Annotated in this window: 23 protein-coding genes and 1 pseudogene; 13 read left to right on the top strand and 11 right to left on the bottom strand. The window is 39.8% G+C overall.

What is annotated here, in order from left to right; all coding sequences use genetic code 11:
* Positions 1-7: 7 nt before the first annotated feature.
* Both ACTCNA_RS08470 and ACTCNA_RS08465 read right to left on the bottom strand, forming a co-directional pair.
* The gene (locus ACTCNA_RS08470; protein WP_462947471.1) at positions 8-2,329 is read right to left on the bottom strand and encodes a glucosamine-6-phosphate isomerase; all 2,322 of its coding nucleotides are present in this window, start codon (positions 2,327-2,329) and stop codon (positions 8-10) included.
* A gap of 68 nt (positions 2,330-2,397) precedes the next feature.
* Positions 2,398-3,618 (bottom strand): ROK family transcriptional regulator, encoded by a 1,221-nt coding sequence (locus ACTCNA_RS08465; protein ID WP_462947470.1) that lies wholly within the window; start codon positions 3,616-3,618, stop codon positions 2,398-2,400.
* A 204-nt stretch (positions 3,619-3,822) separates the two neighbouring features.
* On the opposite strand from ACTCNA_RS08465, the gene ACTCNA_RS08460 reads away from it, so the two are divergent.
* From ACTCNA_RS08460 to ACTCNA_RS08450, 3 genes are all read left to right on the top strand, one after another.
* Positions 3,823-4,938, top strand: a complete 1,116-nt coding sequence (locus tag ACTCNA_RS08460; protein WP_462947469.1) for an Sb-PDE family phosphodiesterase — start codon at positions 3,823-3,825, stop codon at positions 4,936-4,938.
* Between the two features lie 29 nt (positions 4,939-4,967).
* On the top strand, positions 4,968-5,201 hold the full coding sequence (locus ACTCNA_RS08455; RefSeq protein WP_462947468.1) for a hypothetical protein: 234 nt from the start codon (positions 4,968-4,970) through the stop codon (positions 5,199-5,201).
* A 97-nt stretch (positions 5,202-5,298) separates the two neighbouring features.
* On the top strand, positions 5,299-6,006 hold the full coding sequence (locus ACTCNA_RS08450; protein ID WP_462947467.1) for a LolA family protein: 708 nt from the start codon (positions 5,299-5,301) through the stop codon (positions 6,004-6,006).
* A 78-nt stretch (positions 6,007-6,084) separates the two neighbouring features.
* Here the strand turns inward: ACTCNA_RS08450 and ACTCNA_RS08445 are convergent, their stop codons facing one another.
* Together ACTCNA_RS08445 and ACTCNA_RS08440 are read right to left on the bottom strand one after the other, a co-directional pair.
* Positions 6,085-6,888: a PQQ-dependent sugar dehydrogenase gene (locus ACTCNA_RS08445; protein ID WP_462947466.1), complete on the bottom strand. Its 804-nt coding sequence runs from the start codon at positions 6,886-6,888 to the stop codon at positions 6,085-6,087.
* Positions 6,860-7,993 (bottom strand): glycosyltransferase family 4 protein, encoded by a 1,134-nt coding sequence (locus ACTCNA_RS08440; RefSeq protein WP_462947465.1) that lies wholly within the window; start codon positions 7,991-7,993, stop codon positions 6,860-6,862. Before ACTCNA_RS08440 ends, ACTCNA_RS08445 begins: the two co-directional genes overlap by 29 nt.
* A gap of 100 nt (positions 7,994-8,093) precedes the next feature.
* Here ACTCNA_RS08440 and ACTCNA_RS08435 point away from each other — a divergent pair, with 100 nt between their 5' ends.
* From ACTCNA_RS08435 to ACTCNA_RS08420, 4 genes and pseudogenes are all read left to right on the top strand, one after another.
* Positions 8,094-9,536 (top strand): oligosaccharide flippase family protein, encoded by a 1,443-nt coding sequence (locus tag ACTCNA_RS08435; protein ID WP_462947464.1) that lies wholly within the window; start codon positions 8,094-8,096, stop codon positions 9,534-9,536.
* 2 nt (positions 9,537-9,538) lie between these two features.
* The gene (locus ACTCNA_RS08430) at positions 9,539-10,174 is read left to right on the top strand and encodes a DUF3267 domain-containing protein (RefSeq protein WP_462947463.1); all 636 of its coding nucleotides are present in this window, start codon (positions 9,539-9,541) and stop codon (positions 10,172-10,174) included.
* 384 nt (positions 10,175-10,558) lie between these two features.
* On the top strand, positions 10,559-11,974 hold the full coding sequence (locus ACTCNA_RS08425; protein ID WP_462947462.1) for an MATE family efflux transporter: 1,416 nt from the start codon (positions 10,559-10,561) through the stop codon (positions 11,972-11,974).
* A 262-nt stretch (positions 11,975-12,236) separates the two neighbouring features.
* Positions 12,237-13,076: pseudogene (locus ACTCNA_RS08420) on the top strand (IS4 family transposase); the annotation flags it as partial.
* On the opposite strand, the gene ACTCNA_RS08415 reads toward ACTCNA_RS08420, so the two are convergent.
* The 5 genes from ACTCNA_RS08415 to ACTCNA_RS08395 form a co-directional block, all read right to left on the bottom strand.
* Positions 12,975-13,283 (bottom strand): lmo0937 family membrane protein, encoded by a 309-nt coding sequence (locus ACTCNA_RS08415; RefSeq protein ID WP_462947461.1) that lies wholly within the window; start codon positions 13,281-13,283, stop codon positions 12,975-12,977. The pseudogene ACTCNA_RS08420 and the gene ACTCNA_RS08415 sit on opposite strands and share 102 nt — an antisense overlap.
* An 8-nt stretch (positions 13,284-13,291) precedes the next feature.
* Positions 13,292-13,477, bottom strand: coding sequence for a CsbD family protein (locus tag ACTCNA_RS08410; protein WP_462947460.1), 186 nt, complete (start codon positions 13,475-13,477; stop codon positions 13,292-13,294).
* 258 nt (positions 13,478-13,735) lie between these two features.
* A complete protein-coding gene (locus ACTCNA_RS08405) occupies positions 13,736-13,936 on the bottom strand; it encodes a transglycosylase (RefSeq protein ID WP_462947459.1) in 201 nt (66 codons plus the stop codon).
* Positions 13,937-14,728: 792 nt separating this feature from the next.
* Complete coding sequence (locus ACTCNA_RS08400; protein WP_462947458.1) at positions 14,729-15,187, bottom strand: transposase; 459 nt, start codon at positions 15,185-15,187, stop codon at positions 14,729-14,731.
* Positions 15,188-15,307: 120 nt separating this feature from the next.
* Positions 15,308-15,526: a DUF433 domain-containing protein gene (locus ACTCNA_RS08395; protein ID WP_462947457.1), complete on the bottom strand. Its 219-nt coding sequence runs from the start codon at positions 15,524-15,526 to the stop codon at positions 15,308-15,310.
* A 32-nt stretch (positions 15,527-15,558) separates the two neighbouring features.
* On the opposite strand from ACTCNA_RS08395, the gene ACTCNA_RS08390 reads away from it, so the two are divergent.
* Complete coding sequence (locus tag ACTCNA_RS08390) at positions 15,559-15,912, top strand: hypothetical protein (RefSeq protein ID WP_462947456.1); 354 nt, start codon at positions 15,559-15,561, stop codon at positions 15,910-15,912.
* 365 nt (positions 15,913-16,277) lie between these two features.
* A complete protein-coding gene (locus ACTCNA_RS08385; RefSeq protein WP_462947455.1) occupies positions 16,278-16,964 on the top strand; it encodes a Crp/Fnr family transcriptional regulator in 687 nt (228 codons plus the stop codon).
* Positions 16,965-16,967: 3 nt separating this feature from the next.
* Here ACTCNA_RS08385 and ACTCNA_RS08380 read toward each other — a convergent pair whose 3' ends face one another.
* Both ACTCNA_RS08380 and ACTCNA_RS08375 read right to left on the bottom strand, forming a co-directional pair.
* Positions 16,968-19,442, bottom strand: a complete 2,475-nt coding sequence (locus ACTCNA_RS08380; protein ID WP_462947454.1) for a bifunctional UDP-N-acetylmuramoyl-tripeptide:D-alanyl-D-alanine ligase/alanine racemase — start codon at positions 19,440-19,442, stop codon at positions 16,968-16,970.
* 16 nt (positions 19,443-19,458) lie between these two features.
* Entirely contained in the window at positions 19,459-20,064 is a 606-nt protein-coding gene (locus ACTCNA_RS08375) for a thymidine kinase (protein WP_462947453.1), read from the bottom strand.
* Positions 20,065-20,139: 75 nt separating this feature from the next.
* Here ACTCNA_RS08375 and ACTCNA_RS08370 point away from each other — a divergent pair, with 75 nt between their 5' ends.
* The 4 genes from ACTCNA_RS08370 to ACTCNA_RS08355 form a co-directional block, all read left to right on the top strand.
* Positions 20,140-20,952 carry a hypothetical protein gene (locus tag ACTCNA_RS08370; RefSeq protein ID WP_462947452.1) on the top strand — a complete coding sequence of 271 codons (813 nt, stop codon included), beginning with the start codon at positions 20,140-20,142 and terminating at the stop codon, positions 20,950-20,952.
* The gene (gene rsmI, locus ACTCNA_RS08365; RefSeq protein ID WP_462947451.1) at positions 20,945-21,643 is read left to right on the top strand and encodes a 16S rRNA (cytidine(1402)-2'-O)-methyltransferase; all 699 of its coding nucleotides are present in this window, start codon (positions 20,945-20,947) and stop codon (positions 21,641-21,643) included. Before ACTCNA_RS08370 ends, rsmI begins: the two co-directional genes overlap by 8 nt.
* Complete coding sequence (locus ACTCNA_RS08360) at positions 21,636-22,361, top strand: YjjG family noncanonical pyrimidine nucleotidase (RefSeq protein WP_462947450.1); 726 nt, start codon at positions 21,636-21,638, stop codon at positions 22,359-22,361. The genes rsmI and ACTCNA_RS08360 overlap by 8 nt, the downstream gene beginning before the upstream one ends.
* A gap of 697 nt (positions 22,362-23,058) precedes the next feature.
* Positions 23,059-24,503: SusC/RagA family TonB-linked outer membrane protein (locus ACTCNA_RS08355; RefSeq protein ID WP_462947449.1), on the top strand; the 1,445-nt coding region annotated here is incomplete at its 3' end.

Here is a 24,503-nt window from a genome sequence, read left to right as displayed (position 1 = left end):
GTTTGAATTAAAAAATTCCTTCCATTGATTTTCCAAGATTTGAAGCTTCCTCAAGAAGCTGATCTACATTAAGTTCGCGGATGTAAACCATTCCGTGGGTAGCTCTGAGAAGTGGCGAACTGTTTTGGTAGAAGTAATTTTTACCCAGCAGCAACTGGATTTGTTTGTGCTGTTCAAACCAGATGCTTTGCGTGAGATCGCTGAACTTGCCGTCGAGCTGGTAGCTTGGGAACGAGGCATTCACCTGGGTTACGTAGCATTCCGAAAACGATTTGTCGAGTGTGGCCAGTGCATTTAATGAAACGGGCACAATCACTTCCACATCCCACGGGTTGTAGCGGAACCAGACATTCCGGTAGCCCACAATTCTGAGGTTACTCAAATCCTCTTCTTTATCCCACTCTTCCACGGCGCGTGCAATAGCCTGCAACACTTTGTAGTGGGTGTCGGGGCCGCTGCCCTGCGGATCCATTGTTAGGCTGATTACCGTGGGTTTGTATTTTCTGAAATCTTCGAGAATGGGCATTACATCTTTTTCCATATCGGGCTGGCTCCCTTTCGAATTACTTTGGTAAAACCCAAGTCGGAGGTGATGCACATTTTTTACCATGGTGCCGTAGTGTGCCCAAACAAGTTCTTCTTCCAGCTCACGGATCATCCCTTTCAGTTTTTGGATTTTTGGCGGGTTTTTACTGCCATCGTAGCTGCTGCGTAGTGATGTTAAAATTTCGTGGGTTGCATCCATCAGCTCGCTTTTATTTTTTATTCCCCAGATGGATACGAGTGCCCTCACCACACGATGGCATACTCCTCGTCTTTTTTCCTCGGGGTTTTGGGCCGCAATATTGTCGAGATAATGGTAAATGTCTTTATCCCACTTGTATTTGTACCCGTCTTTAAAGAAATCGGGGTAATCGACCATTTCAATTTTTCCCTGGCTCATGAGGTCTTTTGTGTCGATAAGCAAATCGTAGAGGAAGGTGTTGGTTACGGCATTGAAGCCTGACGTTAACACGGAGAAATGCATTTCGTTGCTTGCATCGCGCGACTGCCGGTTGGTAAGGGGCATAATTCCAAGCATAATATCGTCGTGGTGCGGGCCGGTGTGGTAAAAAACCTGGTTGGTTTCTTTTACCATCCCCTTTTTTATTTTCGCCTCAATGGAGTCAATAACTGACTGAACGGTGTCTTTGTTAAGATCCGGAATCCGGCTGCAGTATTTGTCTGCTTTTAGATCTTCAAGTTGCAGTTTGCCTCCGAATTTGTTTATTTTTTTGCACAGTTCCATTACGGCACGTTCTGTTTTTTGATGCGTCCACGGTCCGGTGGCGTAATAATTTTCAACGGCATCTTCCAGTTTTACAGCAGCTCCTTCGGTGAGGTAAAAACGGCTGTTTTTCAGTTTTTGCAGCGAAGTGGCCGGGTAAAGTACGTGCGGTTCGCTTTCCAGTGAATTTTTTATGACCTCGGCAATGGCTTCGCCGGCAGCGTAAATTATGGCTTTGTTTTCAGGATTAAAGCCAAGTGTGCCCAGCCCCACAGTAATTACGAGGCGGTTGCTCGAAACTTCAATGCCTCCCAAATCGGCAGCGGTTATTGCCTGTGTTTCAAAATTGGTTTCTGTAAGACGGGTTGATGAAAAATGTTGTGTCCCGCGGGTGTTGAACGCAATATGCCCGTCGGGGCCAATTCCGCCAAGGAAGAATCCAATTCCGCCTTTTTCCCTGATTTTGCTTTCGTATTGAGTGCACCACTGGTCAATTTTGAATATCGACTCTTTCTGCAGCTGCTCGTTGTAAGTTTTTGCTTCGCGGTAACGTAAAGTCAGGTCAATTTTATAATCCGGAAAAACCTCGCGGAATGATTTTTCTTCTGCCAGTTCAATTTTGTTTGAATCAATAAGCAGTGCTTTGTCACAGTCGAGGCCAAAACCTTCAATATAATTTTTTTCAATAAAATTACACAGGCTGTTGTGCTGTTCTGAATTTATGGGGTAAAATTCACCCATCTGAACAATATGGAGCCCGTTTAATTCGGGCTTTTTCATGTCGGATAAACCGTATTTTTCGAGTATATCTTTTCCTTTTTTATTGTTCCAGTTGTCAAGCAGCAGGTGGGTGAAATCTATAAAGTATTGTGCAGTTTTTCCGGTAGGCAATGTTACAACACCATTGGGATTTTCTGAGACCCATTCCAAAAAACTCAGGGCTGAAAGTAGCCCCAGCTTTGGAAAGCTATCTACTGCTATGTAAGGTGTTTTCGTTGAAATTTTTTTAATTGCCGACTCATCGAAAAATGCCTGTTCTACTTTTGAAAAATTAATTTTCATCGTTTTATCATTTTTTATGTTTGCTCTATTTAAGTATAATTCAAAGTGTACTGCTTCGCAATACGTATTTATTTAAGTGCTGCCATTTTTTCAATCGCATAGGCAGCTGCACCCATTGGTCCGGCCTTTTGGCCAAGTTCAGAAAATTTAATTTCGGTGTCGTCGCTAATATCTCTGTTGCTGAATGTATTAATGGCTTGCTGAATTGGAGCCGCAATAAACTGCCGGGCTTCGGCAACCCTTCCGCCAAGCACTATAAGTTCAGGATTGAAAATCTGGATGAGGTAAACAATTCCTTTTCCGAGCCAGTAGCCCACATCAGAAAAAATGGAGATGGCAAACTGGTCGCCGCGGTTGGCCGCCTGAATAACTGTTGATATGTCAATCTTTTCAAGGTCACCGTTCAGCAAATCGCTTATCAGCGATGAAGTACCATTTTCAATCCCTTGTTTTGCCATGCGGGTAATAGCAGTAGCTGAAACTATGGTTTCGAGGCAACCTTGTTTGCCGCAACTGCAAAGTACGCCGTTGTCAACAATGGGTAAATGGCCGAACTCACCCGAATATCCTGATTTCCCGGAGTACAGCTTTCCGTTTATGATGATTCCGATACCCAGGCCCCAGTCAACCTGAATCATTATTACGTTCTTCTTGTTTTTGGCCAACCCGAAATGTTGTTCTGAAAATGCACGGAGCTTTGAGTCGTGACTAAAGTACACCGGCATTCCGAATATTTTATTCAGTTCCTCCGAAAGGTTTTTATTTTCAGGGAAATAGGTTTTGTTGACACCTTGTTTCTGGTTAATCAACCCCGGTAATTCAAGTCCGATTGACAATATTTTTTTTCGGTCGATATTATATTTCTGAACAACTTCATCGAGCTTTTCATTCACCTGATGGAAAATATTGAAATCGGCCTGCATTTTAACAGGGAAGTACTGAGGTTCAGTTATTTCTTTATTGTTGCTGTTAAAAATGGAAATGATGGTCCGGTTGATGTTTATTGTTATTCCGGCAACATAAAAACCATTCTCTACGAGGCCGTAAATGTTAGGCCGGCGACCACCACTTGAATCGCCCCTGCCAAGTTCGTTTACCAACCCGTCGTTTATAAGCTCAATTAACAAGCTGTTGATTTTTGGTGTGCTGAGTTTTATAACCTTCGATAACTCTGAATTGGATAATGGGCCGCGAAAATAGAGGGTCCGTAAAATTTGTTTTTTGTGTGTAACTTTTTTCTGTTCAACACCCTGGCTTTGGTTTCCGGTATGTTTAAATAGTTTTTCCATAGTTTACGAATATCAACAAAGATTGAAATTATTTACTTTTAAACCAAAAGTCTTTTTAATATTTTTAAAAAGATAGGCTGATTTTTTCTAAAATTAATTATTCCTTTACAATTATTGATTATTTAATAAACTTAATACTTGATAGTTCAATAAAAACACAGATATTTATTTTTAAAAACAAGAACTTTTTAAAACCATACAACGATGCAAAAATTTACCTATTTAATTCTTTCGGTTCTTTTAATTACAGCTCAGTTTTCAATGGGGCAAACGCGGAATGTTATCCATATTCCCGATATTCCGGGCTATCAAACATTAAAATGTGATTTTCATATGCACACTGTTTTTTCCGACGGCACAGTTTGGCCAACCGTAAGGGTTGAAGAAGCCTGGCGCGAAGGGCTGGATGTGATTTCAATTACCGACCATATTGAGTACAGGCCTCATTCAAAAGATGTTGTTTCCGACCACAATCGCTCCTACGAAATAGCAAGCCCGCTGGCCGAAAAATTAAATTTGATATTGGTGAAAGGTGCTGAAATTACCCGGGGAATGCCTCCCGGCCATCTGAATACGCTGTTCATAAAAAATGCTAACCTGCTCGAACGCGATGATGTTTTTGATGCTTTGCAGGAGGCCCGCGATCAGGGCGCATTTATTTTTTGGAACCACCCGGGCTGGAAAGCCCAGCAACCTGATACCACACTTTGGTGGGTTGAGCATACACGACTGCTAAACAGCGATTTGCTGCACGGGATTGAGGTGTACAATTATAAAAGTTATTACCCGGAAGCAATCGACTGGGCCAACGAAAAAAACCTGACCATGTTTGCCAATACTGATATTCACCCGCCCATTGGTATGGCTTATGATGTGGAAAACAGTCATCGTCCGTTAACGCTTGTTTTTGCCAGTAGCCGGACAGAAAGAGGCGTGCGGGAAGCGCTTTTTAAGAAACGTACTGTTGTATATTACAATAATACTTTAATGGGAAAGGCTTTGTTGCTGGAGCCTTTATTCTTTGCTTCACTCAAAATAAATAAAGCTCCGCTTGAGTTAAAAAACGGAGAGGCGAAAGTAATTGAGATAGAAAATACTTCGGATGTCGATTTTGAGCTTGAGCTCGTTCAGCCCGGAATCGGGTTCGATGCGCCTGCAAAAGTTACCCTGGAAGCTCACCGTGTTACTCCCGTTGAATTGCGGGGCAATTCAGATCAGTTGAGTACCATGAATAATCTTGAGGTGTACTACCAGGTAAATAATATGACAGTTAGTTCAACCGAAAACCTGGTGGTAACCTTTTCTTTCGCCAATAACTGAAGGAATAACACAAGAGGGCCTTGCAATAAATGAAAGCGTATGAGTTAACCAACAACGAAGAAATTTCTCCGGGAGTTCATGTCATCTCCTTTAAGCGTGATTTTGAATTTATTCCGGGGCAGGTAGTTAAAATAAGCCTCTCGCCCGGGCAGGTTCCGCGTATTTACAGTATTTGCAGCGGGAATAAAGAGGTTGAAGTCTGCGATTTGTTAATTGAAAAAGGTATTCCGTTTAATAAGATTTTTGCTGAAATTTATTTCTGAATGTGGAGAAAACAACATTTTATTGTAATTTCAACAGTAAATTTTTTACTTATAAATATTTAATGGTCACAAAATTTTAAAACTAAATTTCTGGAAAATGAAAAAAACAATTTTAACTCTGGTTATCCTGGTTTTTGCTGCTGCAAATATTGTCCAGGCCCAAAATCTGCAGGATGTTTTAGATAAGCACTTCAAAGCCATCGGTCAGGAAAAACTGTCAGATATAGAGTCTTACAGGATAAAGGCAAAAGTTGAACAGATGGGAATGGAAATTCCTATGAACATGAAAATGAAGCGTCCCGATAAATTCAGGATGGAAATGGAAATGCAGGGTCAAAAAATGATTCGTACTTATAACGGCGAAAAAGGATGGATGCTTGCACCGTGGATTAGCTCTGAACCTCAGGCGCTTACTGGGGCGGAACTGGAGCAGGCCATGACCCAGGCCGATATTGACGGGGAACTGTACAACTACGAAGAAAAGGGATTTACCGCCGAGTTGCTCGGGAAAGAATTTTTAGGCGATGCCGAAGTGTTCAATATTAAACTAACCGGCGAAGATGGGGTGGAAAGAAATTATTACATCGATACAGACAGTTATCTGGTGCATTCAGTAAAAGGAAAAGTGGAAGCACAGGGACAGGAAATTACTATCGAGCAAATTATGGGTGATTACAAAGATTTTGACGGCATTAAAATGGCCACGAAAATTGAACAGAAATCACCCATGGGTTCGGCCAATATTATTTTTGAAGAAATAGAATTTGGTGTTCCGCTCGATGATTCCATTTTTGAAAAACCCTGATGCTGAAGAATAGTTTTAAATAAAGGCTGTCTTTTTATTGAAAACAGCCTTTTTTAAGTTAATCAGCTCAACAATATTTTATTCTTCGGGTGTTAGTCGAACCACTTTATCTGGCTTGTTCAATACTACATAAATAGCACCGTCGGGGCCGGTTGAAACATCGCGCACACGGCCGGCTCCTTTAAAAATGACCTGCTCATGAACTACGCGGTCTTCTTCTATTTGCAGCAGTCGTACTTCTTCGTATTTCAATGCACCTACCAGAAGCCTGTTTTTCCATTTTTCAAATAAATCGCCCCGGTAAAAATCAAGCCCGCAAACGGCATGGAGGGTTTCCAGTAAAAGTTGGGTTGCTCCATTCCCGGCATGTGGGTTATTTTTAATTTTTCCCCGTACCAAACGGGTCATTGCGGGAGGCCGGTTCCCTTCATATTCTTTAAGTTCATGACTGTAGTCCAGGTAAATCCATCCGTTTTCTTCATATTCCGGGTCGACTGCCACATCGAGCAAACCTCCCTGTCCCTCGTGCAATACTTGTGGTGTATTTTTTACCGCTTCGGCCTGAAGTGCCCCGTTTTTAACAATCCTCAATCGTCCGGTGCGTTCTGTTATCAGTGCCGTGTTTTTATTAATAAAATCAATGGCCCATGGAATTTCAAGGTTGTCGGCAAATGTTTCCACTTCCATAAAATAATCCATGGTTTCCACCATTTCAGGAGCTGGTGGTTTTACAGCACCTTCTTCTTTTTCGGCTTCACGGATGTAGCCAACAACCGCCTGGATATATACAAAAAAGCAGGGAGCAAAAAGGTTTAATAAAATGTCTTTTTTGTCAATTTTTTTTGGAAGGTGTTTAATATTTATCGGGAATTGCTTTTTCAATGCTCTTCCAAAGAAGTTTTGCTGTTTTCCCCCAGCTGAATTTTTCTTTTTGGGTGAAACCTTTTTGAATCAGTTCGCTGCGTTTTTCCGGGTTGCCGGCCAAAAGGGTCATGGCATCCGAAATTTGTCCGGAATTGTTGGGATCAACATAAATTACCGCGTCGCCACCTACTTCGGGCAGTGAAGTTGTGTTGGCGCAAATTACCGGAACGCCGGCGCTCATGGCTTCAACCACAGGGATTCCGAAACCTTCGAAAAACGGGACGAAGGTGAGTGCCAGGGCTGCTCCCAAAATGGAATGCAGCTCAGAAGTTGTAACACGTCCGGTGAATACCACATCGTTTTTAAACTGCATGTTTTTGTACGTTTTGGAAATTTTCCCGGTTTTGTGCATTTGCCCGCCAACGATGAGTAGTTTAATTCCTTTTTCATCCTCCATTTTAAAAATGTTGAAAGCTTCAAGCAGCCCGGTAATATTTTTTCGCGGATGCAGCGCGCCCACAAACAGGAAATATTCACTGCCGGATGTGTATTTCCCGCGGGTCGCTTTCTGGTTTTGAGCTGGGGTAGGATTATATACCGTGTTTATTCCGTTGTAAACCACATCAATTTTGGCGACATCAATATTAAAAGAGCGGGTTATATCTGTTTTAGAATAGTTTGAAACGGTTGCAATGCGGGTGGCTTTCCGGGCAAATTTCGGAAAAAAGTGGTTGTAATATTTCGCTTTCAACCAGGGTAAATCCTGGGGGCGATGCACAAAATTTATATCGTGAATAACAGCCAGCTGCGGAGTTTTGGTGTTAAGCGAAAGATATCCGTCGGGCGAAAGGAACAAATCGGCCTTGTATTTTTTCAGTATGCGCGGAATCCGGAATTCGAACCATAAATACCATAAAACCGGATGCCGGGCAGGAGGGCCAATAACAACGGGAGTAATGTTTTTAGCGAAAATGAATTTTTCACTGCAGGGGCGGTCGAAAATGAAAATGAATTGATGCTGGGGGTGATTTTGCGTTATCTGTTTCAGCGTTTCAAACGTGAACCAGCCAATTCCTTCCAGTTTGTCCTCAATTAATAACCGGGTGTTTACGGCAATAACCATTAATCCGTTTTTCTATTTTGGGTAAATGTACAAAGTCTGATTAAATATTTTTTACTTTTACGCGTTCAAATTATGAAGCAACCATGTTAAATGACGGGTTTTGAAACGCAAATTTGTAACTAACCTCATATTACTGCTTTTCCTCAATCTTTTAATAAAGCCTTTTTGGATTTTTGGGATCGACCGCACCGTGCAAAACATGGTGGGCGACCAGAGTTATGGTTTCTATTTTGCACTGTTTAATTTTTCAATGATCCTCAACATCCTGCTCGATGTGGGAATTACCAATTACAACAACCGGAATATTGCCCAACATAATTTTTTGCTCCCAAAACATTTGTCGAATATAGTCGGGCTGAAGCTTGTGCTGGCCATTGTTTATGCAGTTTTCAGCTTAACTGTAGCATTCATAATCGGGTACGATAAAGTTCAGTTACACCTGTTGTTTTTCCTGATTTTTAATCAGTTTCTAATCTCATTTACACTATATCTGCGTTCCAATATCAGCGGGCTGCATCTTTTTCGCACCGACAGCCTGGTTTCGGTGCTCGACCGCAGCATAATGATTATAATATGCAGCGTGCTGTTGTTTAACGATTTTTTCAGGCCTCATTTTACCATCGAGTGGTTTGTGTATGCTCAAACAGCAGCTTATATTTTAACTGCTGTTATCACGTTTGCAATCGTGCTGAAAAAATCGGGCAGGATTAAAGTACGGTTTAACTGGAGGTTTTTCTTTGTTTTTTTACGAAAATCGTATCCATACGCACTCCTTATTTTGCTGATGTCGTTGTATAACCGCATTGATTCGGTGATGCTCGAACGCCTGCTTCCCGGTTCAAACGGTAAAGAGCAAGCCGGAATTTATGCACAGGCTTTTCGATTGCTCGATGCGGTATCCATGTTCGGGGCCCTGTTTGCAGGGTTGCTGCTTCCTATTTTTGCACGAATGATTAAGCAGCGCGAGCCCATTGGCGATATGGTGAAGCTTTCCTATTCTTTGCTGATAGTGCCGGCTGTAGTAGTTGCATTGTCAAGTGTTTATTACGATGGCGAAATCATGTCGCTTCTCTATACATCAAATACTGCTTATTCGTCAGATATTCTCGGAATCCTGATGATCGGCTTCATTGGGATTGCAACTACCTACATTTTTGGAACACTTTTAACGGCCAACGGAAGCTTAAAGCAGCTTAATATTATGGCATTTTCAGGAATGGTGCTGAATGTAGTTCTTAATCTTGTTCTGATTCCACGCCTTCAGGCCTACGGATCGGCATACAGCAGCCTGGTTACCCAGCTTTTTACGGGTGCAGTACAACTTGCGCTTGCGGTTTTTATTTTAAAGCTGAAAATTGAATGGATGTACATTTTCAAACTGTTGTTTTTTGTGGGGGCGGTTGCTCTTTTCGGCTGGTTGTCTGAATTTTTTTCAAACTGGGTTTACGGATACCTGCTTATGATTTTTGTTTCTGTTATTTTTGCTTTCTTTTTAGGTTTAATTAGTTTAAAAGACCTTTATAAAATAATCAGATACGAATAGAAATGGCGAATTTAACAGTTGAAGAATTAAAAAATGGGGAAGAATATGAAATAATTGCCGAACTGAATCACGGGCAGATCAAAGATTTTGTGCTGCAGCAACTTACCGGCAGCGACAGTAAAATTGTAAAAATGTTTGCCGTTTACCAGTTGTTGATGGTTTTAACCGGCATGTTTTTTCTGGCCCGTGCACTCGTGCTGGCTTTTCGCAATGAAGCCCAACCATTGCTTATTTCGCTTTTGGCACTCGGGTTTAGCCTTTCTTTGTTAATTATTATTCATGAAGTTTTACATGGAATCGCGCTAAAATTTACCGGTGCCAAACATGTTGCCTTTGGCGGGTATTTGAAGAAATTCATTTTTTATGCCGAGGCCGACCGTCATGTACTGAACCGGAAACAATTTACTTTTGTAGCGCTGACTCCACTTATTGTGGTGAAAATTATTACCCTTGCAGGAATAATTCTGTATTGGAATCAGCCACTGTTTTACTTTTTCCTGATTGTTATGAGTGCGCACAGCCTCTTTTGCGCCGGTGATATTGGCTTGCTTTCTGTTTTTTATGATGATACAAAAAAGGAGGTTTTTACTTTCGATGTAAAGGATGAGAAGCAAAGTTACTTTTACAGAGAGAAATGAGTATTTGGGGGTTAATTATAGTGACCTCTGCAACTCGCAATGTAAATGTTTTGCTCATCTACATTTTTATAAAAATATCAGTTAACCCAACTTGTTATCTTACTATCATAAAATTCTGTATTCCAGCCGGATGGGTTTAAGATATTCATATTTCGGGTAACACAGGTTTTTTCATATAGTAGGGTACGGTTTTATACCCCAGGGCTTTATAAATTTGTTTTGCCCCTACAGGGGGAACACTGCATTTTTTTTGATTTTGGGTGGCATTTTTAACAAGTTGGGTTAATATTTATTGGCTGTCTGTTATTGTCAAAAAATTATACACAATTTATTGTTAATTTCGCTGCTGAGTGGTAACCAATTTTAATTTATCAGGTAATTAACATGCATCAAAAAAATAACTTAACTGAAGGGTCTATTCTAAAATCGCTAATAGTTTTAGCCGTTCCGATAATATTTGCAAATATTTTACAAACAGCATATCAATTGACTGATACTTTTTGGGTAGGAAGACTTGGCACAGATGCTGTAGCTGCTGTTTCCATTAGTTTCCCCCTTATTTTTTTAATTATTTCATTGGGTGGCGGATTAGCCATGGCAGGAACAATTCTTGTCGCCCAATATAAAGGAAAGAATGACCAAAAAGCCGTCAATCACATTACTTCTCAAACTTTAATAATGGTTGTAATTATTTCTATTATTTTAGCAGTTATTGGTTACATACTATCTCCTTTTTTGATTGGTTTAATGGGTGCAGAGCCAGGCGTTTATTCAAGTGCAGTCTCATATATGAAAATCTCTTTTATCGGAATGATTTTTATGTTTACGTATATGGTTTTCCAATCATTAATGAGAGGGGTTGGGGATGTGAAAACGCCAGCCTATATTGTTTTAGGAACAGTTATATTGAATCTATTTCTTGATCCTTTGTTTATATTTGGATATAAGTTTATACCGGCTTTTGGTGTTGGCGGAGCCGCAGTAGCTACAATCACAACGCAGGGACTTGCCGCGATAATCGGTATAATGTTATTGATAAAGGGGAAATATCAGATTCAATTACATCTAAAAGACCTGAAACCAGATATGCCCCTGATTAAAAAAATGTTTAAGCTTGGATTTCCAGCCTCAATTGAACAGTCAACCAGAGCATTGGGAATGATAGTAATGACTTTTCTTGTCGCAACTTTTGGAACACATACCCTTGCAGCCTATGGAATAGGAAACAGAATCCGTAGTTTTGTTATTATCCCTTCAATGGGCTTGTCTATGGCTGCCTCAACATTAGTTGGACAGAATATGGGGGCTAAAAAATTGGATAGGGTTGAAAAAGTTGTAAAATTGAGCAGTTTAACTAGCTTTATCTTTTTAACTCTTGTGGGTATAATTGTATTCCTCTTTGCCAATCAAATTTCTGCAATATTCATTCCGGGGGAGATTGAAACCATCCGGTCAAGTGCCTTATTTATTAAAATAATGGCTTTAGCATTTGGTTTTATCGGAGTACAACAGGCTTTAAGTGGAGCTCTCAGAGGAACAGGAAATACCATGGTTTCTATGGTTCTGTCAATAATCTCGTTGTGGATTTTAAGATTTCCATTGTCCTATATCCTATCTATGCACACTAAACTTGCAGAGGTAGGTTTGTGGATAGCATTTCCTGTATCCAATGTTGTTGCGGCAATCATAACTATTTTATGGTTTGCAAAGGGAACATGGAAAACTAAAGTGATAACTGAAGAGACAAAGTTATCTGACGAGGTATCACAGGAAACAATAATCGAAGAAGAAATAAATTAAGGGGTTTTGAAAAATCAAATTCACCCCTAACTTTGTAGCCAATTTTAGAAAAACTGAGAACTAAAAACAGAAATAAAGGAAATAAATATAATACGGAAAATCACTACTGACCGGTTAAAATTTCAGTAAAAATGGGGCTACTTCCGCAAGGTTTCGCCCCAATGTTGTAAGTTTGTTTTGCTACAAAAAAACTGCAACATGGGCAAAGATATAACAAAGAATTTAGTCGGTCAGCCGAAAGGAAAAGGTAAGTTTTGAGAAGTTTTATGCCTTCGATTCAACCACCATAACGCTGTTTTCGGACGTGATGAAAGGCGTAGGCCGTAATCCGAAAGGCGATGGCAAGAAAAAGGGGGGCTTGAAAGTACACATGCTGACCGATGTACACGCCGACACGGCAGTGTTTGCCAAAATCAGCGAGGCAAAAATGCACGACAAGAAGTTTTTACAGCATCTGAACCCGTCAAAAGGCAGCATGTTGGTCTTCGACAAAGCCTACAACTATTACCTGCAATTTGCAGAGTGGACAGAGGAAGAAGTCTATTTTGTCTGCCGGTTGAAAGATAATGCGAGGGCCGAAGTTCAGGATGTAATTTTTGACAAACCACTAAAAAAAGATGAATATGGCGTGTACAGGGTTGAACATATTCACCTGAAATATAAAAAAGAGAAACAGGAAAAAACACTTTGCCTGCGATTGGTTTATTACCGGGACGAACAGGGGCGAAAATACAAATTCATCACTAACAATTGGGATATAACGGCGGAAGAAGTCGCCCTGATTTACAAATACCGATTGACGATAGAAACGACTTTTAAAAAACTGAAACAGAATTTTCAGTTGCATTTTTTCTATTCGGATACGGAGAATGGCATAAAAACGCAGATTTGGTGTACGCTCATAGCCCACTTGCTGCTCAATGTAATCAGGGTATTATCGAAAAGCAAAAAAGCATTTTCGACTGTAGCGGCACTTATTCGGATACACTTGATAAGTCATTTAGACTTGATGTGGGTAGTAACCGAAGGCAGGCGTGCCTACGCCAAGCGCAGGACTAGCCGTAACAAGAGCCCTGCAACCGTACAAAGGTCCCTCTTTTAATGGGGCGGTAGGTTTTAAAAAAACAGAAAACCAGCTTGTAAACAATTGAATTTGAATAACATAAAAATAAAATCGACAGAAATTTAGTTTTTGTCGGTTGATAGTGATTAAGAGTATATGAATCAAGTGACCAAGTGAAAATACAAAGAAACCCAAAAGCCATCCTATAATCAGGATGATGGCAATGATGTACAATAAACCTCTCATAGCGTTCTTTATAGCTTATTGATTTCTTTTTTTAACTCCTCTTTGGTTTTTCCGGTTTTTTTCTGAAGCCGGCCCAAAAGTTCGTCTTCTTTTCCTTCGGCATAAATTAAATCATCATCGGTAAGATCACTGTATTTTTGTTTCAACTTACCTTTTATCTCATTCCAGTTTCCTTTTATAAGTAATTCATTCATAACAATTTTATTTTAAATTATTTAACAATTTGTTCCTGAATAATAAGATGAGAATTTTATGCCAAAATATTTACATGAGGCTTAAATCGCTGATTTTCAGAAAAAATTGAATTCCACAACATGAGTAAATGTGGCGAAAAACTGGGGCATTGTGTGAAAAAAATACACACTGTTTGCAAAATAATTTATCTGTAAATCAATGATTTATTAGATAACACTAATTGAAAGGACGGGGGACAGAAAATGTGGAAAATCGTATTATTTTTTCCTTACAATCAATAAAATTACTCCCACTACCAAAACTACTCCGCTAACAATTACGGGTGTCCAGTTGGCTGTGCTTACCGCAACTTCGGCACCCAAAACGCTGAAATTTTCCGATTCATTCATTGCCTGTATTCCAAAATAAACCACCCCAATAATTCCCAAAATTGATAAAACCGCTCCTGCAATTTTCATAATAATTATTTTTATTTATTTAATAAATTTAGTGAATTTATGACAATATTGTGCCATACGAAAGTTTTATTCACTGAAAGATTGATGAAATAATTTGTTTTTGGGACAGTCATTATTTTAAGGAAATACATCCAACCGTTTAAAAATTAATTAATTGCGACACTTATAAAGGAATTTTTTAGTTTATTTTTCAACAGGCGATATTCAAATACTTTTTAAATAAAATAAATTTTATAGTTAACAGAGTTGGTAAAATTGCAGATCAATTCCCCATAATGAGTATTTAGCTCTACAATTAATGGGTAGAATTATTCCTGTGTTTAAATTTTTATTTTTTCTGATGCTTCATCTTTACTCTGACAGACAGCCTTTTGGGATGTAATTTTATTTGCAGTTCATTTTTGACACTGTATTTTATAATAGTAACAAAGATTACAATGAATAATGAATGTTTAAAAATATTCTTTCAGATAATGGGTAGATTAGCATTTGTTCATTTTTTGTTGGTTTAGTTAGTGCCTCTAAGAAAACTCACTCATTTCAAAAAAGTTTAAGAAAGCAACCCATAAGTGCGGGTAGTTTTTTTGTTTTTCCGTGTTTTTTATTTTATGAACAGGTTATTTATGGGTTAGGTAACCTCCCAAAATGGGTTAGGTAACCTCCCAAAGTTAACTTTTTTACTATTTTCTGATTTTTCGAGCATTTTCATCCCGTAAATTTTCATTTTGGGGTTCAAAAATTGGCTTGATTGATAGTTTTACGCAGCCTGTCGCAACTTTTCCCGTGCTTTTTTCAATTCTTCCCGCTGCTGTTCAAGCAATTTTTTCCCAGGTTATAGGCCGCTACGCCCAACCCGGTGTACCTTTGGAAATGATGGTAGCCTCGTTCGGGACAACGGTCCAACCCCCTGTTTTCTAATTCATTAATATTTGATTCAATAGCGCTGTGCTTGTTTTTCAACCGCTTAAAGGAGGGGCTGTGCTCCAGGGTTTCCTCTTCTTTGTTGCGCCTCCCCAGTTTTGGCATAATTACCTGTGGTACTTCCAGTTCCAGAAGTTCTTTGTTTGTTTTCAGCCAAAATCCCTTGTCAAAACTCCATGAAGCAATCTTGTAGTGGTTAAGCAACCTGTCGGCCAGTTTCACAACAATATCCCTGTCTTGTTCTGCTTCCATTATCTGGTAATCAACAATTAACCCATACTGGTCGGTGGTTATTGCAAGTTTCTTGCCTAACTCTACGCTGGGGTGCATTTTCCCTTTTTTTAAACACTTCCCCGTAACCAAATTCCACGATAACCCCGTTAATTTCGGTTACCAGTTCATCGCTGAGCATCGATTTTGGTGAAAGGGTTTGGTCGAATAGTAACCTCATTATGCACTGAGTTCAATTTTTTCCTTATTTGCGGCATAACTTAAACATGCAAGGATGTCTTCACGCTCAAGGTAGGGGAAATCATCGAGGATTTCTTCAAAACTCATCCCGGATGCCAAATACCCCAGAACATCAGCCACGGTTACCCGCATGCCCCTTATACAAGGTTTTCCACTTCGTTTCCCGGGTTCAAGTGTTATTCTCTCATTAAATAACATGGCTATTAATTTTTAGTCAAAATTACAAAAAAATGAAGACATATTACCCAGGGGGTCGATATTCCCAAATCGGCATCCGTAAAGTAAACCGTGTAAAAGTTTTCGAAATATTAACCATGCTGAACAAAGACTTTGTTAAGTGGGTGGCCATTACACGTGCCATTATAGGCAGCCCGAAACTGTTGCTTGCCGACGAACCTACCGGGAATTTGCATTCGGAACAGGGTGAAATGATAATGAATCTGCTGAAAAAACTAAACAAAGAGGGAATGGCCATCACCCAGGTAACGCGCAATGAAAAATATGCGAATTACGGAAGCCGTGTGATTCAATTGGAATACGGGCTGGTAAGAGAAGATTTTCCGGTGAACAAAATGGTCGTTTAAAAAAGGAGGACTTCATTTGTTGTGAAGTTTTCTTTTACAGGATTTATCCTATATCTTCAATACCTTTTTTAATCCTGGAAATCGTTTCCTCTTTTCCCGGTATTTCGCAAATCACAAATAAATCGGGCCCATATTTCCGCCTATCAGGCAAAGCCGCAGCGGATTCATTATCGCGCCAAATCCCCACTCTTTTTGTTCTTTAAATGAAAAACGTTTTGAGGGGGCAAGAGGTATATTTTATGGTTTTAAAGGAGCATGTCAGCTACTTGCATAAAATAAAAGCAAAAATAAGGGACAATTTTCCTAAAATTTATAACTTTGATGCTCTAAAACATGTTATTGACTGATATATGTTAAATTCTGAGTTGGGGATACAAGATATTCTGGATAATCCAAAATCAATTTTTCACCTGTTAAACCAGGAAGAAAAAGAGGAATTGGAACAGCATATCTCGTTGGCTCATTATAAAAAAAATGAATTTGTTTTTAAAGAGGGGGACAAACCAACCGGGTTTATGATGCTGGTTTTTGGTAAAGTTAAAATCTTTAAAGAAGGCGTTGGGGGTCGCGAGCAAATTATTCGCATGGCCAAACCGCTTGGCATAATCGGGTACCGTGCCTTGTTTGCCGAAGAAAACCACATTGCATCGGCAGTCACGCTGGAAGAGTCGATGATTTGCACTGTAAGTCCCGATTTTGTTTTGAACAGAGCGCTCAAAAACAGTTCGTTTTCGTATTACCTCATACAGAAATTATCCAGGGAGCTGGGCTTTTCCAACTCACGTACAGTAACATTAACACAGAAACATATTCGCGGAAGATTAGCTGAGTCATTACTGCTGTTGAAAGATAAATACGGATTTGAGCACGACGGAACGACCCTTAAAGTTTACCTCTCGCGCGAAGATATTGCCAACTTGTCGAACATGACGACCTCGAATGCCATTCGCACACTTTCCACTTTTGCCAACGAGCAGATGATTGCCATCGACGGGCGCAAAATAAAAATTCTGAATTCGCATCGCCTGGAACGCGTGAGTAAATTAGGATAAGATTTATTCGAACAGGTACACCCTTTTCACGCGTTGCGAAATCCCGGTCAGTATTTCATAAGGAATGGTACCTGCTTTTTCTGCCACCTCAGAAACCGTGATGTGAGGTCCGAAAAACTCCACTTCATCACCCGCCGAAACATTTTTACCCGTGACATCGAGCATGAGCATGTCCATACAGATAGAGCCCGTAATTGGAACCCGCTGCCCGTGTACCCAGGCCTGCCCGGTACCGTTGCCTAATTTGCGGTCGAGCCCGTCGGCATAGCCAACAGGTACAATGGCAATTTCGCTTTCGCGGTCAATTTTTCCTTTTCTTCCGTAACCAATGGTTTCACCAGGGCTAACTTTTTTAACCTGCGAAACGGTGCTTTTAAACGTACTGATATTTTGTAACGGTAATCCGGTTGCCGAAATTCCATACAATCCAATTCCGAGTCTCACCATTTCCATTTGCTTGTTGGGGAAACGCTCAATTCCTGCAGAATTCAGAATGTGTCGGTCAATTTTATACGGAAATGCCCGGGTTATTTTTTCTGAAAGTATTTCAAAACAATTGAATTGCTCTTGTGTAAACGTGTCGAAATCCGGATTGTCGCTTGCTGCGAGGTGTGAAAATACAGACTTAATTTTCAGCAGGTTGCCGGATGAAATTTCTGAAACTATATTTTTGATTTCCTGCCTGGTTTTAAATCCCAGCCGGTTCATCCCGGTGTCAATTTTAAGGTGAACAGGATAATGGCTTAATGCGTTCTGCAAAACAGTTTTTTTAAAATCCAGCAAAACCTCTTCTCCGTAAATATTGGGCTCCAGCCGGTAGTCAATTATATTCTGAAAACTATGCTGTTCAGGGTTCATAACAATAATTGGCGTTTGTATGCCTGCATTCCTGAGTTCAACACCCTCGTCGGCAACCGCAACTGCCAGGTAATCAATATTTTGGTATTGTAGTAGTTGGGCAATTTCCACATCGCCGGTGCCATACGAAAATGCTTTCACCATTACCATAATTTTGGTTTCGGGGCGCAGCAGGCCACGAAAAACATTCAGGTTGTTTTCCAGTGCATTCAAATCAATTTCCAAAACCGTTTGATGGGCTTTTTGCTGTAACAGCGCAGATATTTTTTCGAATGTAAAACTGCGGGCACCTTTTATTAATATAACAGCATTGTTAAACTGATTTTTGTAGCGGCGTTTAATGAAAGTTCCGGTTGCCGGGTAAAAGCTTTTTTGAAGCGTGAATTCATTTGAGTGGGCCTTAATTTCAGGGCCAATGCCAACAATCTCATCAATTTGCCATTGCACTAACAACTGATTGACTTGCCGATACAGTTTTTTTTGCGGAATTCCGGTTTGTTGAATATCGGATAAAATCACCATTTTTTTTAAATGCCCTTTTTTGGCCTGCTGGTGCAAAACCGAGAGTGCTATCGAAAATGAAGTGAGGTCGGAATTGTAGTAGTCGTTGATAAGCAGGCAGTTGTTCACCCCTTTTTTTATCTCGAGGCGCATAGCCAGCGGGGCCAGCTTTGTATAAGCATTTACCGTTTTGCCTGCATTTTTCACCAGCAACAATGTTGCAGCAAAACAATGGCAAACATTTTCGATGGATGATTCGTCGGTAAAAGGAACGGTAATTTCAAACTTTTCATCATTATAAACAACCGATAGGTTAGACTTGCCGTCAATGGTTTGATGCTTAAATTTGAGCAGCGCATTTTTATTCTGAAGCGACCAGCTTACTTGTTTAATTGAGTTTTCAATACAAAAGTTTTGGGTTTCTTTTTCCACCAGGGCATTATCGATACTAAAAACGAGTTGATTTGCCGATTTAAACAACTGCAGCTTTTCCAGTAGTTTTTGCTTCTTCGATTTGAAGTTTTCCTGATGTGCATCGCCAATATTGGTTAAAATCCCCACATCAGGATTTATTATGGGCTGAAGTTTAGCCATTTCTCCGGGTTGCGAAATTCCCGCTTCAAAAATGGCCAGGTCGTAGTGGTTGTCCATTAACAAAACAGAAAGCGGGACACCTACCTGCGAATTGTAACTTTTGGGGCTGCGAACTATTTTAAGCTGGCCGGAAAGTACTTCGTGCAACCACTCTTTTACAATGGTTTTTCCGTTGCTGCCGGTAACCCCAACTACAGGATAATGAAACCGGGCACGGTGAAAAGCCGCCAGTTTTTGCAGCGCGCTGGTGGTGTTTTCAACTAAAATAAAGGCTGCGTCTCCGGTAATGAATTTCTTTTCTGAAACAATAAAAGCAGCAACTCCTTTTTTTATAAGATCCGGAATGAAATGGTGCCCGTTGTTTCGGGGGCCAACCAATGCAAAAAACAAGGCATTTTTGCCACCAAAATATGTGCGACTGTCGGTTATAATTTGCTCAATCCTCCAATCACTAAAATCAGAAGGAGCAAATAGTTTTCCCTCAATTATTTGTGAAATTTCCAGTATGGAATTTGTTATGATCATGAATTAAAATCCTTTTTTAGCCTCCCTTTTGGGGAGGTTTGGAGGGGCTTTTGATAGCTTTAGTGTAACAGCTGCGGCAAAGTGGTTCGTAAGCTTCTTTTTCACCCAGCAACACAACCTGTTCCTGTTCCGAGAGGCGGTGCGAAAACTGGGCAATACTTCCGCATCTCACGCAAATGGCGTGCACTTTGGTAACATGATCGGCCACTGCCATTAAGCCGGGCATGGGGCCAAAGGGCAGCCCTTTAAAATCCATGTCTAACCCGGCAACAATCACCCGAATCCCCATGTTGGCCAGTTTCACCACCACTTCAACCAGCCCTTTATCGAAAAACTGGGCTTCGTCGATGCCAATAACATCCACGTTGCCCGAGAGCAGTAAAATATTTGATGAATTATCAACCGGAGATGAGCGAATGGCGTTTTCGTCATGCGAAACCACTTCGTCTTCCGAGTAGCGGGTTTCCATGGCCGGTTTGTAGATTTCCACTTTTTGCCGGGCAAATTTCGCCCGTTTCAAACGGCGTATCAGTTCTTCGGTTTTTCCCGAAAACATGGAACCCGTCACTACCTCAATTGCGCCCAGCTTTTTTGGGCTGTTTACATCCCTTTCAATAAACATGCAGCCTCTGTTCAATAAGAAATTTAAATTTGTACTTTTACAAAATTAAACTTTAAAAATATAGCCCGGCAAAGAATGGAAGATAAAAAACTCATAAAAATTTTGTTGAAAGACATGAGCGAACTCGAGGAGTTAATTGCCGAACTGAAATCGCAGGAAAACATCGACTCACTCGAAATGGAGTTTGTTCATTCCCGTGCCAAAGGATTACTGCAACTGATGCAACTTTTTGAAGCAAAAATGCAAAAGAATAGTTCTGAGCCACTCTCCGATGCTGAGCAGAAAAAGGTTGAGAAAGTTCAGCAAACAATTGAAGCTGCTTCGGTTCAAAAAGATGAATTGCCGAGACAGGAAAAAGCCGAAGAAGGGGAAGAAGCCGGGCATCGGGAAATAAATCAGGGAAGGCCAACTTCAGAAGGTATTCAGGAAAGAGAAAAAAAAGAACCTGAATCCGGGCCTGAAAATCAGGAAATGCCAGCAACGGGAGAAACCCACCGGGAAGATGATGTAGAGCAGGAAGAAAAAGATGATGATATGCTGGAGGAAGATAACGAAAGGACAGAGGCCAATTCACGTCTGGGCGATAGCTTTTTGAAAGGGAAATCAGTGAACGATATTATTACCGACCAGAATAAGCTGGAGTATAAATTATCGAACCGGCCGGTGAGTAGCATTCGGTCCACCATTGGAATCAACGATCGGTTTCAGTACATCCGTGAGCTGTTCGACGGCGACAGTGATAAATTTCTGGAAACGGTGAAAACACTCGATTCGATGCAGAATATTAAAGAAGCGGTGGATTACTTGCGCAAAAATTTTAAATGGAAAAAGAACGAAACCAGCCTCAAATTTGTGAACCTTGTAAAACGCAGGTTTCAAAATGGATGAACCGGGAAAACTGATATTGGTTCCAACGCCCATTGGTAATCTTGACGACATTACCCTGCGCGCCATAACCGTGTTAAAAGAAGCCGACCTGATTTTGGCTGAAGATACACGGACTTCTTCCAAATTGTTGAACCATCTGGGGATTGAGAAAAAAGCAACCTCCCACCATAAATTTAATGAACACAAAATTGCCGGTTCAATTGTAACTAAAATAACCGAAGGAAAAACAGTTGCACTGATTTCGGATGCAGGAACGCCGGCTATTTCCGATCCCGGGTTTTTGCTTGTTCGTGAGTGTGTAAAAAACGAAATTGAAGTGGAGTGCCTCCCGGGGGCAACCGCGCTTATACCGGCACTTGCTGTTTCGGGACTTCCCACCGACAGGTTCGTGTTCGAGGGTTTTTTGCCACGTAAAAAAGGCCGGCAAAAACGCCTTCAGCAACTTGCCGAAGAGGTGCGCACGATGGTGTTTTACGAATCGCCTTTCCGGCTGGTGAAAACATTGACACATTTGGCTGAACATTTTGGGAACGATCGAAATGCATGTGTTTGCCGCGAACTTTCAAAATTATTCGAAGAAGTTAAAAGAGGTTCCTTGACAGAACTCGCTGACTATTATACCGAAAACCCACCGAAAGGAGAAATTGTGATTGTTGTGGAAGGCCTGCCCAAAAAAGGGGAAAATGAGTAAAAAAAGGTACTCTCATATTTTTTTCGATCTCGACAATACCCTTTGGGATTTTCACACCAATTCATTTCATGCGCTTCACGCGGCATTTCAGAAGTTTCCGGAGCTGAATGAAAGCACAGACTTCACTCTTTTTTTTAACACCTACTCAAAATATAATCATGAGCTTTGGGAAGCGTACAGAAATAAAAAGGTTGTAAAAAAAGAGCTTGTGCGGCAACGTTTTCAGAAAACATTCCATGAGTTGAATGTCAGCGGGGTTGATGCCGGTGAAATGAACTCGCTTTACCTGAACGAAATGCCGAAACAGAAAAAGCTGGTTGAAGGTGCAATTGAGTTGCTTGAATATTTAACGGTGAAAGGATATTCGTTATTGATAATAACAAATGGTTTTCGCGAAGTGCAGTTTAAAAAACTTGAAGTCACCGGGTTGGCAAAGTATTTTAACAAAGTATTCATTTCAGAAGATATCCAGTCGCCCAAACCACACCGGCAAATATTTGAATATGCGGCGAAGTCGTCCAATGCCCCCAAAAACAAAAGTTTGATGGTGGGCGATGACTGGGAAGTGGATATTAAAGGAGCCACTGATTTTGGAATTGACGCAGTTTTTTACATTGCCGGCAAACAAAATGATGAACAAAAAATAAAATTTATTAAGCAGAACAGGAATTTGGTTTATTTAGTTGATAAACTAATCAATTTGAAAAGAATTTTATAACTCTTTCCATAACTTCAAGTTTGAATCCTCGATATTTGTATTCAGTAATTTGTTTATTTGGATAAAAAAAATTGGGACATTCGTTTTTTTATTCAATTCTTTTTTTAAAATTTGTGATTAATGTTTTTTAACATTTAGTTAATTCAAATTACAAGTTTATTTTGGGAGAAATGTAAAAAATATAAGTTGAAATCAGAAGAACTGAGTTTGGGGGATTTTAATATTTTTTGAAGAAAATACTTTCTGTTTAATTGCTAATTTAAAACTGTTTTTATGAAAAAAAAAACCGAAGCTTTCATGCTTTTAATAAGGAGATTTTAATCTGTCAATTTAGGTAACGATAGTTAAAAGAAAGATAGCCGGGAGGAACTCACTCTTCTTTTTTCACAATGACCCTTCATAGATTAGGTTATTAATCGCTCCTCCTGGCTTTTTCTTATTAACTTTTTTGACTATTGTTCTTTCATTTTTTGTTTTTATTTCAATCCTTAATTACAGATTTTGGGTAATTCGATTGTTTTTATAAATTTGCCCCTGTTTTTATGTTTTTTAACATTTATTATTGATTTTTTAAAAATAGAAAATACGAGTTATTTACTTGCTTTGGGGGATGTTGTAAAAGAATAAAAAAGAGGAAGCATAATTAATAAAAAATAAAATTTTATAACTGTTTAATTAATAATTTAAAACTATTTCTATGAAAAAGATCACTTTATTTTTCACGATTCTCCTTTTCATGGGAAGCCTGGCAGTAAATGCTCAAACGAGGGTAATAACCGGTACGGTTACCTCTGCTGAGGATGGCGAGCCAATTCCCGGAGTCTCGATTGTTGTTGAGGGTACCACATTGGGTACTGTTACCGATATTAATGGTGAGTTCTCGCTTCGAGTACCGGAAGATGCGCAAAATTTAATTTTCTCTTTTATTGGAATGGAAACAGTAGAAAAAGAAATTGAAGGGACTACTGTTGATGTTCAAATGGTTCCAGATGTAATTGGTGTTGATGAGGTTGTAGTTACGGGGTATGGAGTAACACGGAAAGTTGCTTTCACTGGCTCTGCTTCAACCGTTGATCAAGAGGTTGTTACTAAAACAACTGATGCAGATCCAATTAGGTCTTTACAAGGCTCTGTTGCTGGATTGGCCATGAGTGCTGAAACAGGGCAGCCTGGTGGTTATAATTCAGTATTAATTAGAGGATTAGGTTCTTTTAATTCAGGGACACAACCTCTTTATGTGATTGATGGGGTTCCAATGTCAACCGGAGCATTTGGGATGCGTTCAGATGAAGACCAAACTATCAATCCTTTAGCTTCTTTAAACCCTCATGATATTGAGTCAATTTCTGTTCTTAAGGATGCATCTGCTACTTCAATTTACGGAGCAAGAGCAGCGAATGGTGTAATTGTAATAGATACAAAAAATGGTAGAGTTGGAGATACAAAGTTTACCTTTAATGCGAAAAGTGGATTTTCTTCAATTCCAAGTAGAAATAATTACAGACATTTAGATCGGGAGAATTGGATTGATTTTCTTGCGCATATGTTCAAAAATACGGGTTGGATCGATGATGTCAGTGAATGGGATGATAACCTGTTAAGCAGCTTTTTGGGTTTAGAGGATAAAGGTAGTGATACAGATTGGTATGATGAGGTTACCAGGAATGGTAAAACACAAGATTATAATCTTGAAGTAAGTGGTGGGTCTGATGATATGAAATTTTTTCTTTCAGGAGGATACTACGAAGACGAAGGAATTGTAGTTGGAAAAGACATGAAACGTTATTCAGGACGTTTTAATTTTGAGAATCAGGCTTCTGAAAATATTTCTTTTGGATTGAATTTAACTGCTTCTTATTCTGAAATTAATCTTGGAGCAGGAGGGGGGTATTTTTCAGATCCTATTACACAAGCCTATATGCAATTGCCTATAGATCCTGTTAAAATGCCTGATGGAAGCTGGAATATGAATACTTCTAATGGTTATAATCCCGTTGCTCAAAGAAGTTATTATGGAGATAGAAGTTATACCCAACAGTATAAGGCTGTAATTTCACCATGGTTTTCTGTCGATTTCTTAGAGAACTTCACTTTCACATCCAGGTATGGTATGGATTATCTTAATTTAAAAGAATTTGGTCG

This window comes from Tangfeifania sp. (genome assembly GCF_055108615.1).
Note: the sequence above shows the minus strand (reverse complement) of the source record. Positions and strands in the feature narration are given on the sequence as shown.

Coding starts and splice junctions, on each gene's coding strand:
- ACTCNA_RS08470 (WP_462947471.1), bottom strand. CDS start 2,329: ATGAAAATTAATTTTTCAAAAGTAGAACAGGCATTTTTCGATGAGTCG.
- ACTCNA_RS08465 (WP_462947470.1), bottom strand. CDS start 3,618: ATGGAAAAACTATTTAAACATACCGGAAACCAAAGCCAGGGTGTTGAA.
- ACTCNA_RS08460 (WP_462947469.1), top strand. CDS start 3,823: ATGCAAAAATTTACCTATTTAATTCTTTCGGTTCTTTTAATTACAGCT.
- ACTCNA_RS08455 (WP_462947468.1), top strand. CDS start 4,968: ATGAAAGCGTATGAGTTAACCAACAACGAAGAAATTTCTCCGGGAGTT.
- ACTCNA_RS08450 (WP_462947467.1), top strand. CDS start 5,299: ATGAAAAAAACAATTTTAACTCTGGTTATCCTGGTTTTTGCTGCTGCA.
- ACTCNA_RS08440 (WP_462947465.1), bottom strand. CDS start 7,993: ATGGTTATTGCCGTAAACACCCGGTTATTAATTGAGGACAAACTGGAA.
- ACTCNA_RS08430 (WP_462947463.1), top strand. CDS start 9,539: ATGGCGAATTTAACAGTTGAAGAATTAAAAAATGGGGAAGAATATGAA.
- ACTCNA_RS08425 (WP_462947462.1), top strand. CDS start 10,559: ATGCATCAAAAAAATAACTTAACTGAAGGGTCTATTCTAAAATCGCTA.
- ACTCNA_RS08415 (WP_462947461.1), bottom strand. CDS start 13,283: ATGAGAGGTTTATTGTACATCATTGCCATCATCCTGATTATAGGATGG.
- ACTCNA_RS08410 (WP_462947460.1), bottom strand. CDS start 13,477: ATGAATGAATTACTTATAAAAGGAAACTGGAATGAGATAAAAGGTAAG.
- ACTCNA_RS08405 (WP_462947459.1), bottom strand. CDS start 13,936: ATGAAAATTGCAGGAGCGGTTTTATCAATTTTGGGAATTATTGGGGTG.
- ACTCNA_RS08400 (WP_462947458.1), bottom strand. CDS start 15,187: ATGCACCCCAGCGTAGAGTTAGGCAAGAAACTTGCAATAACCACCGAC.
- ACTCNA_RS08395 (WP_462947457.1), bottom strand. CDS start 15,526: ATGTTATTTAATGAGAGAATAACACTTGAACCCGGGAAACGAAGTGGA.
- ACTCNA_RS08390 (WP_462947456.1), top strand. CDS start 15,559: ATGAAGACATATTACCCAGGGGGTCGATATTCCCAAATCGGCATCCGT.
- ACTCNA_RS08380 (WP_462947454.1), bottom strand. CDS start 19,442: ATGATCATAACAAATTCCATACTGGAAATTTCACAAATAATTGAGGGA.
- ACTCNA_RS08375 (WP_462947453.1), bottom strand. CDS start 20,064: ATGTTTATTGAAAGGGATGTAAACAGCCCAAAAAAGCTGGGCGCAATT.
- ACTCNA_RS08370 (WP_462947452.1), top strand. CDS start 20,140: ATGGAAGATAAAAAACTCATAAAAATTTTGTTGAAAGACATGAGCGAA.
- rsmI (WP_462947451.1), top strand. CDS start 20,945: ATGGATGAACCGGGAAAACTGATATTGGTTCCAACGCCCATTGGTAAT.
- ACTCNA_RS08360 (WP_462947450.1), top strand. CDS start 21,636: ATGAGTAAAAAAAGGTACTCTCATATTTTTTTCGATCTCGACAATACC.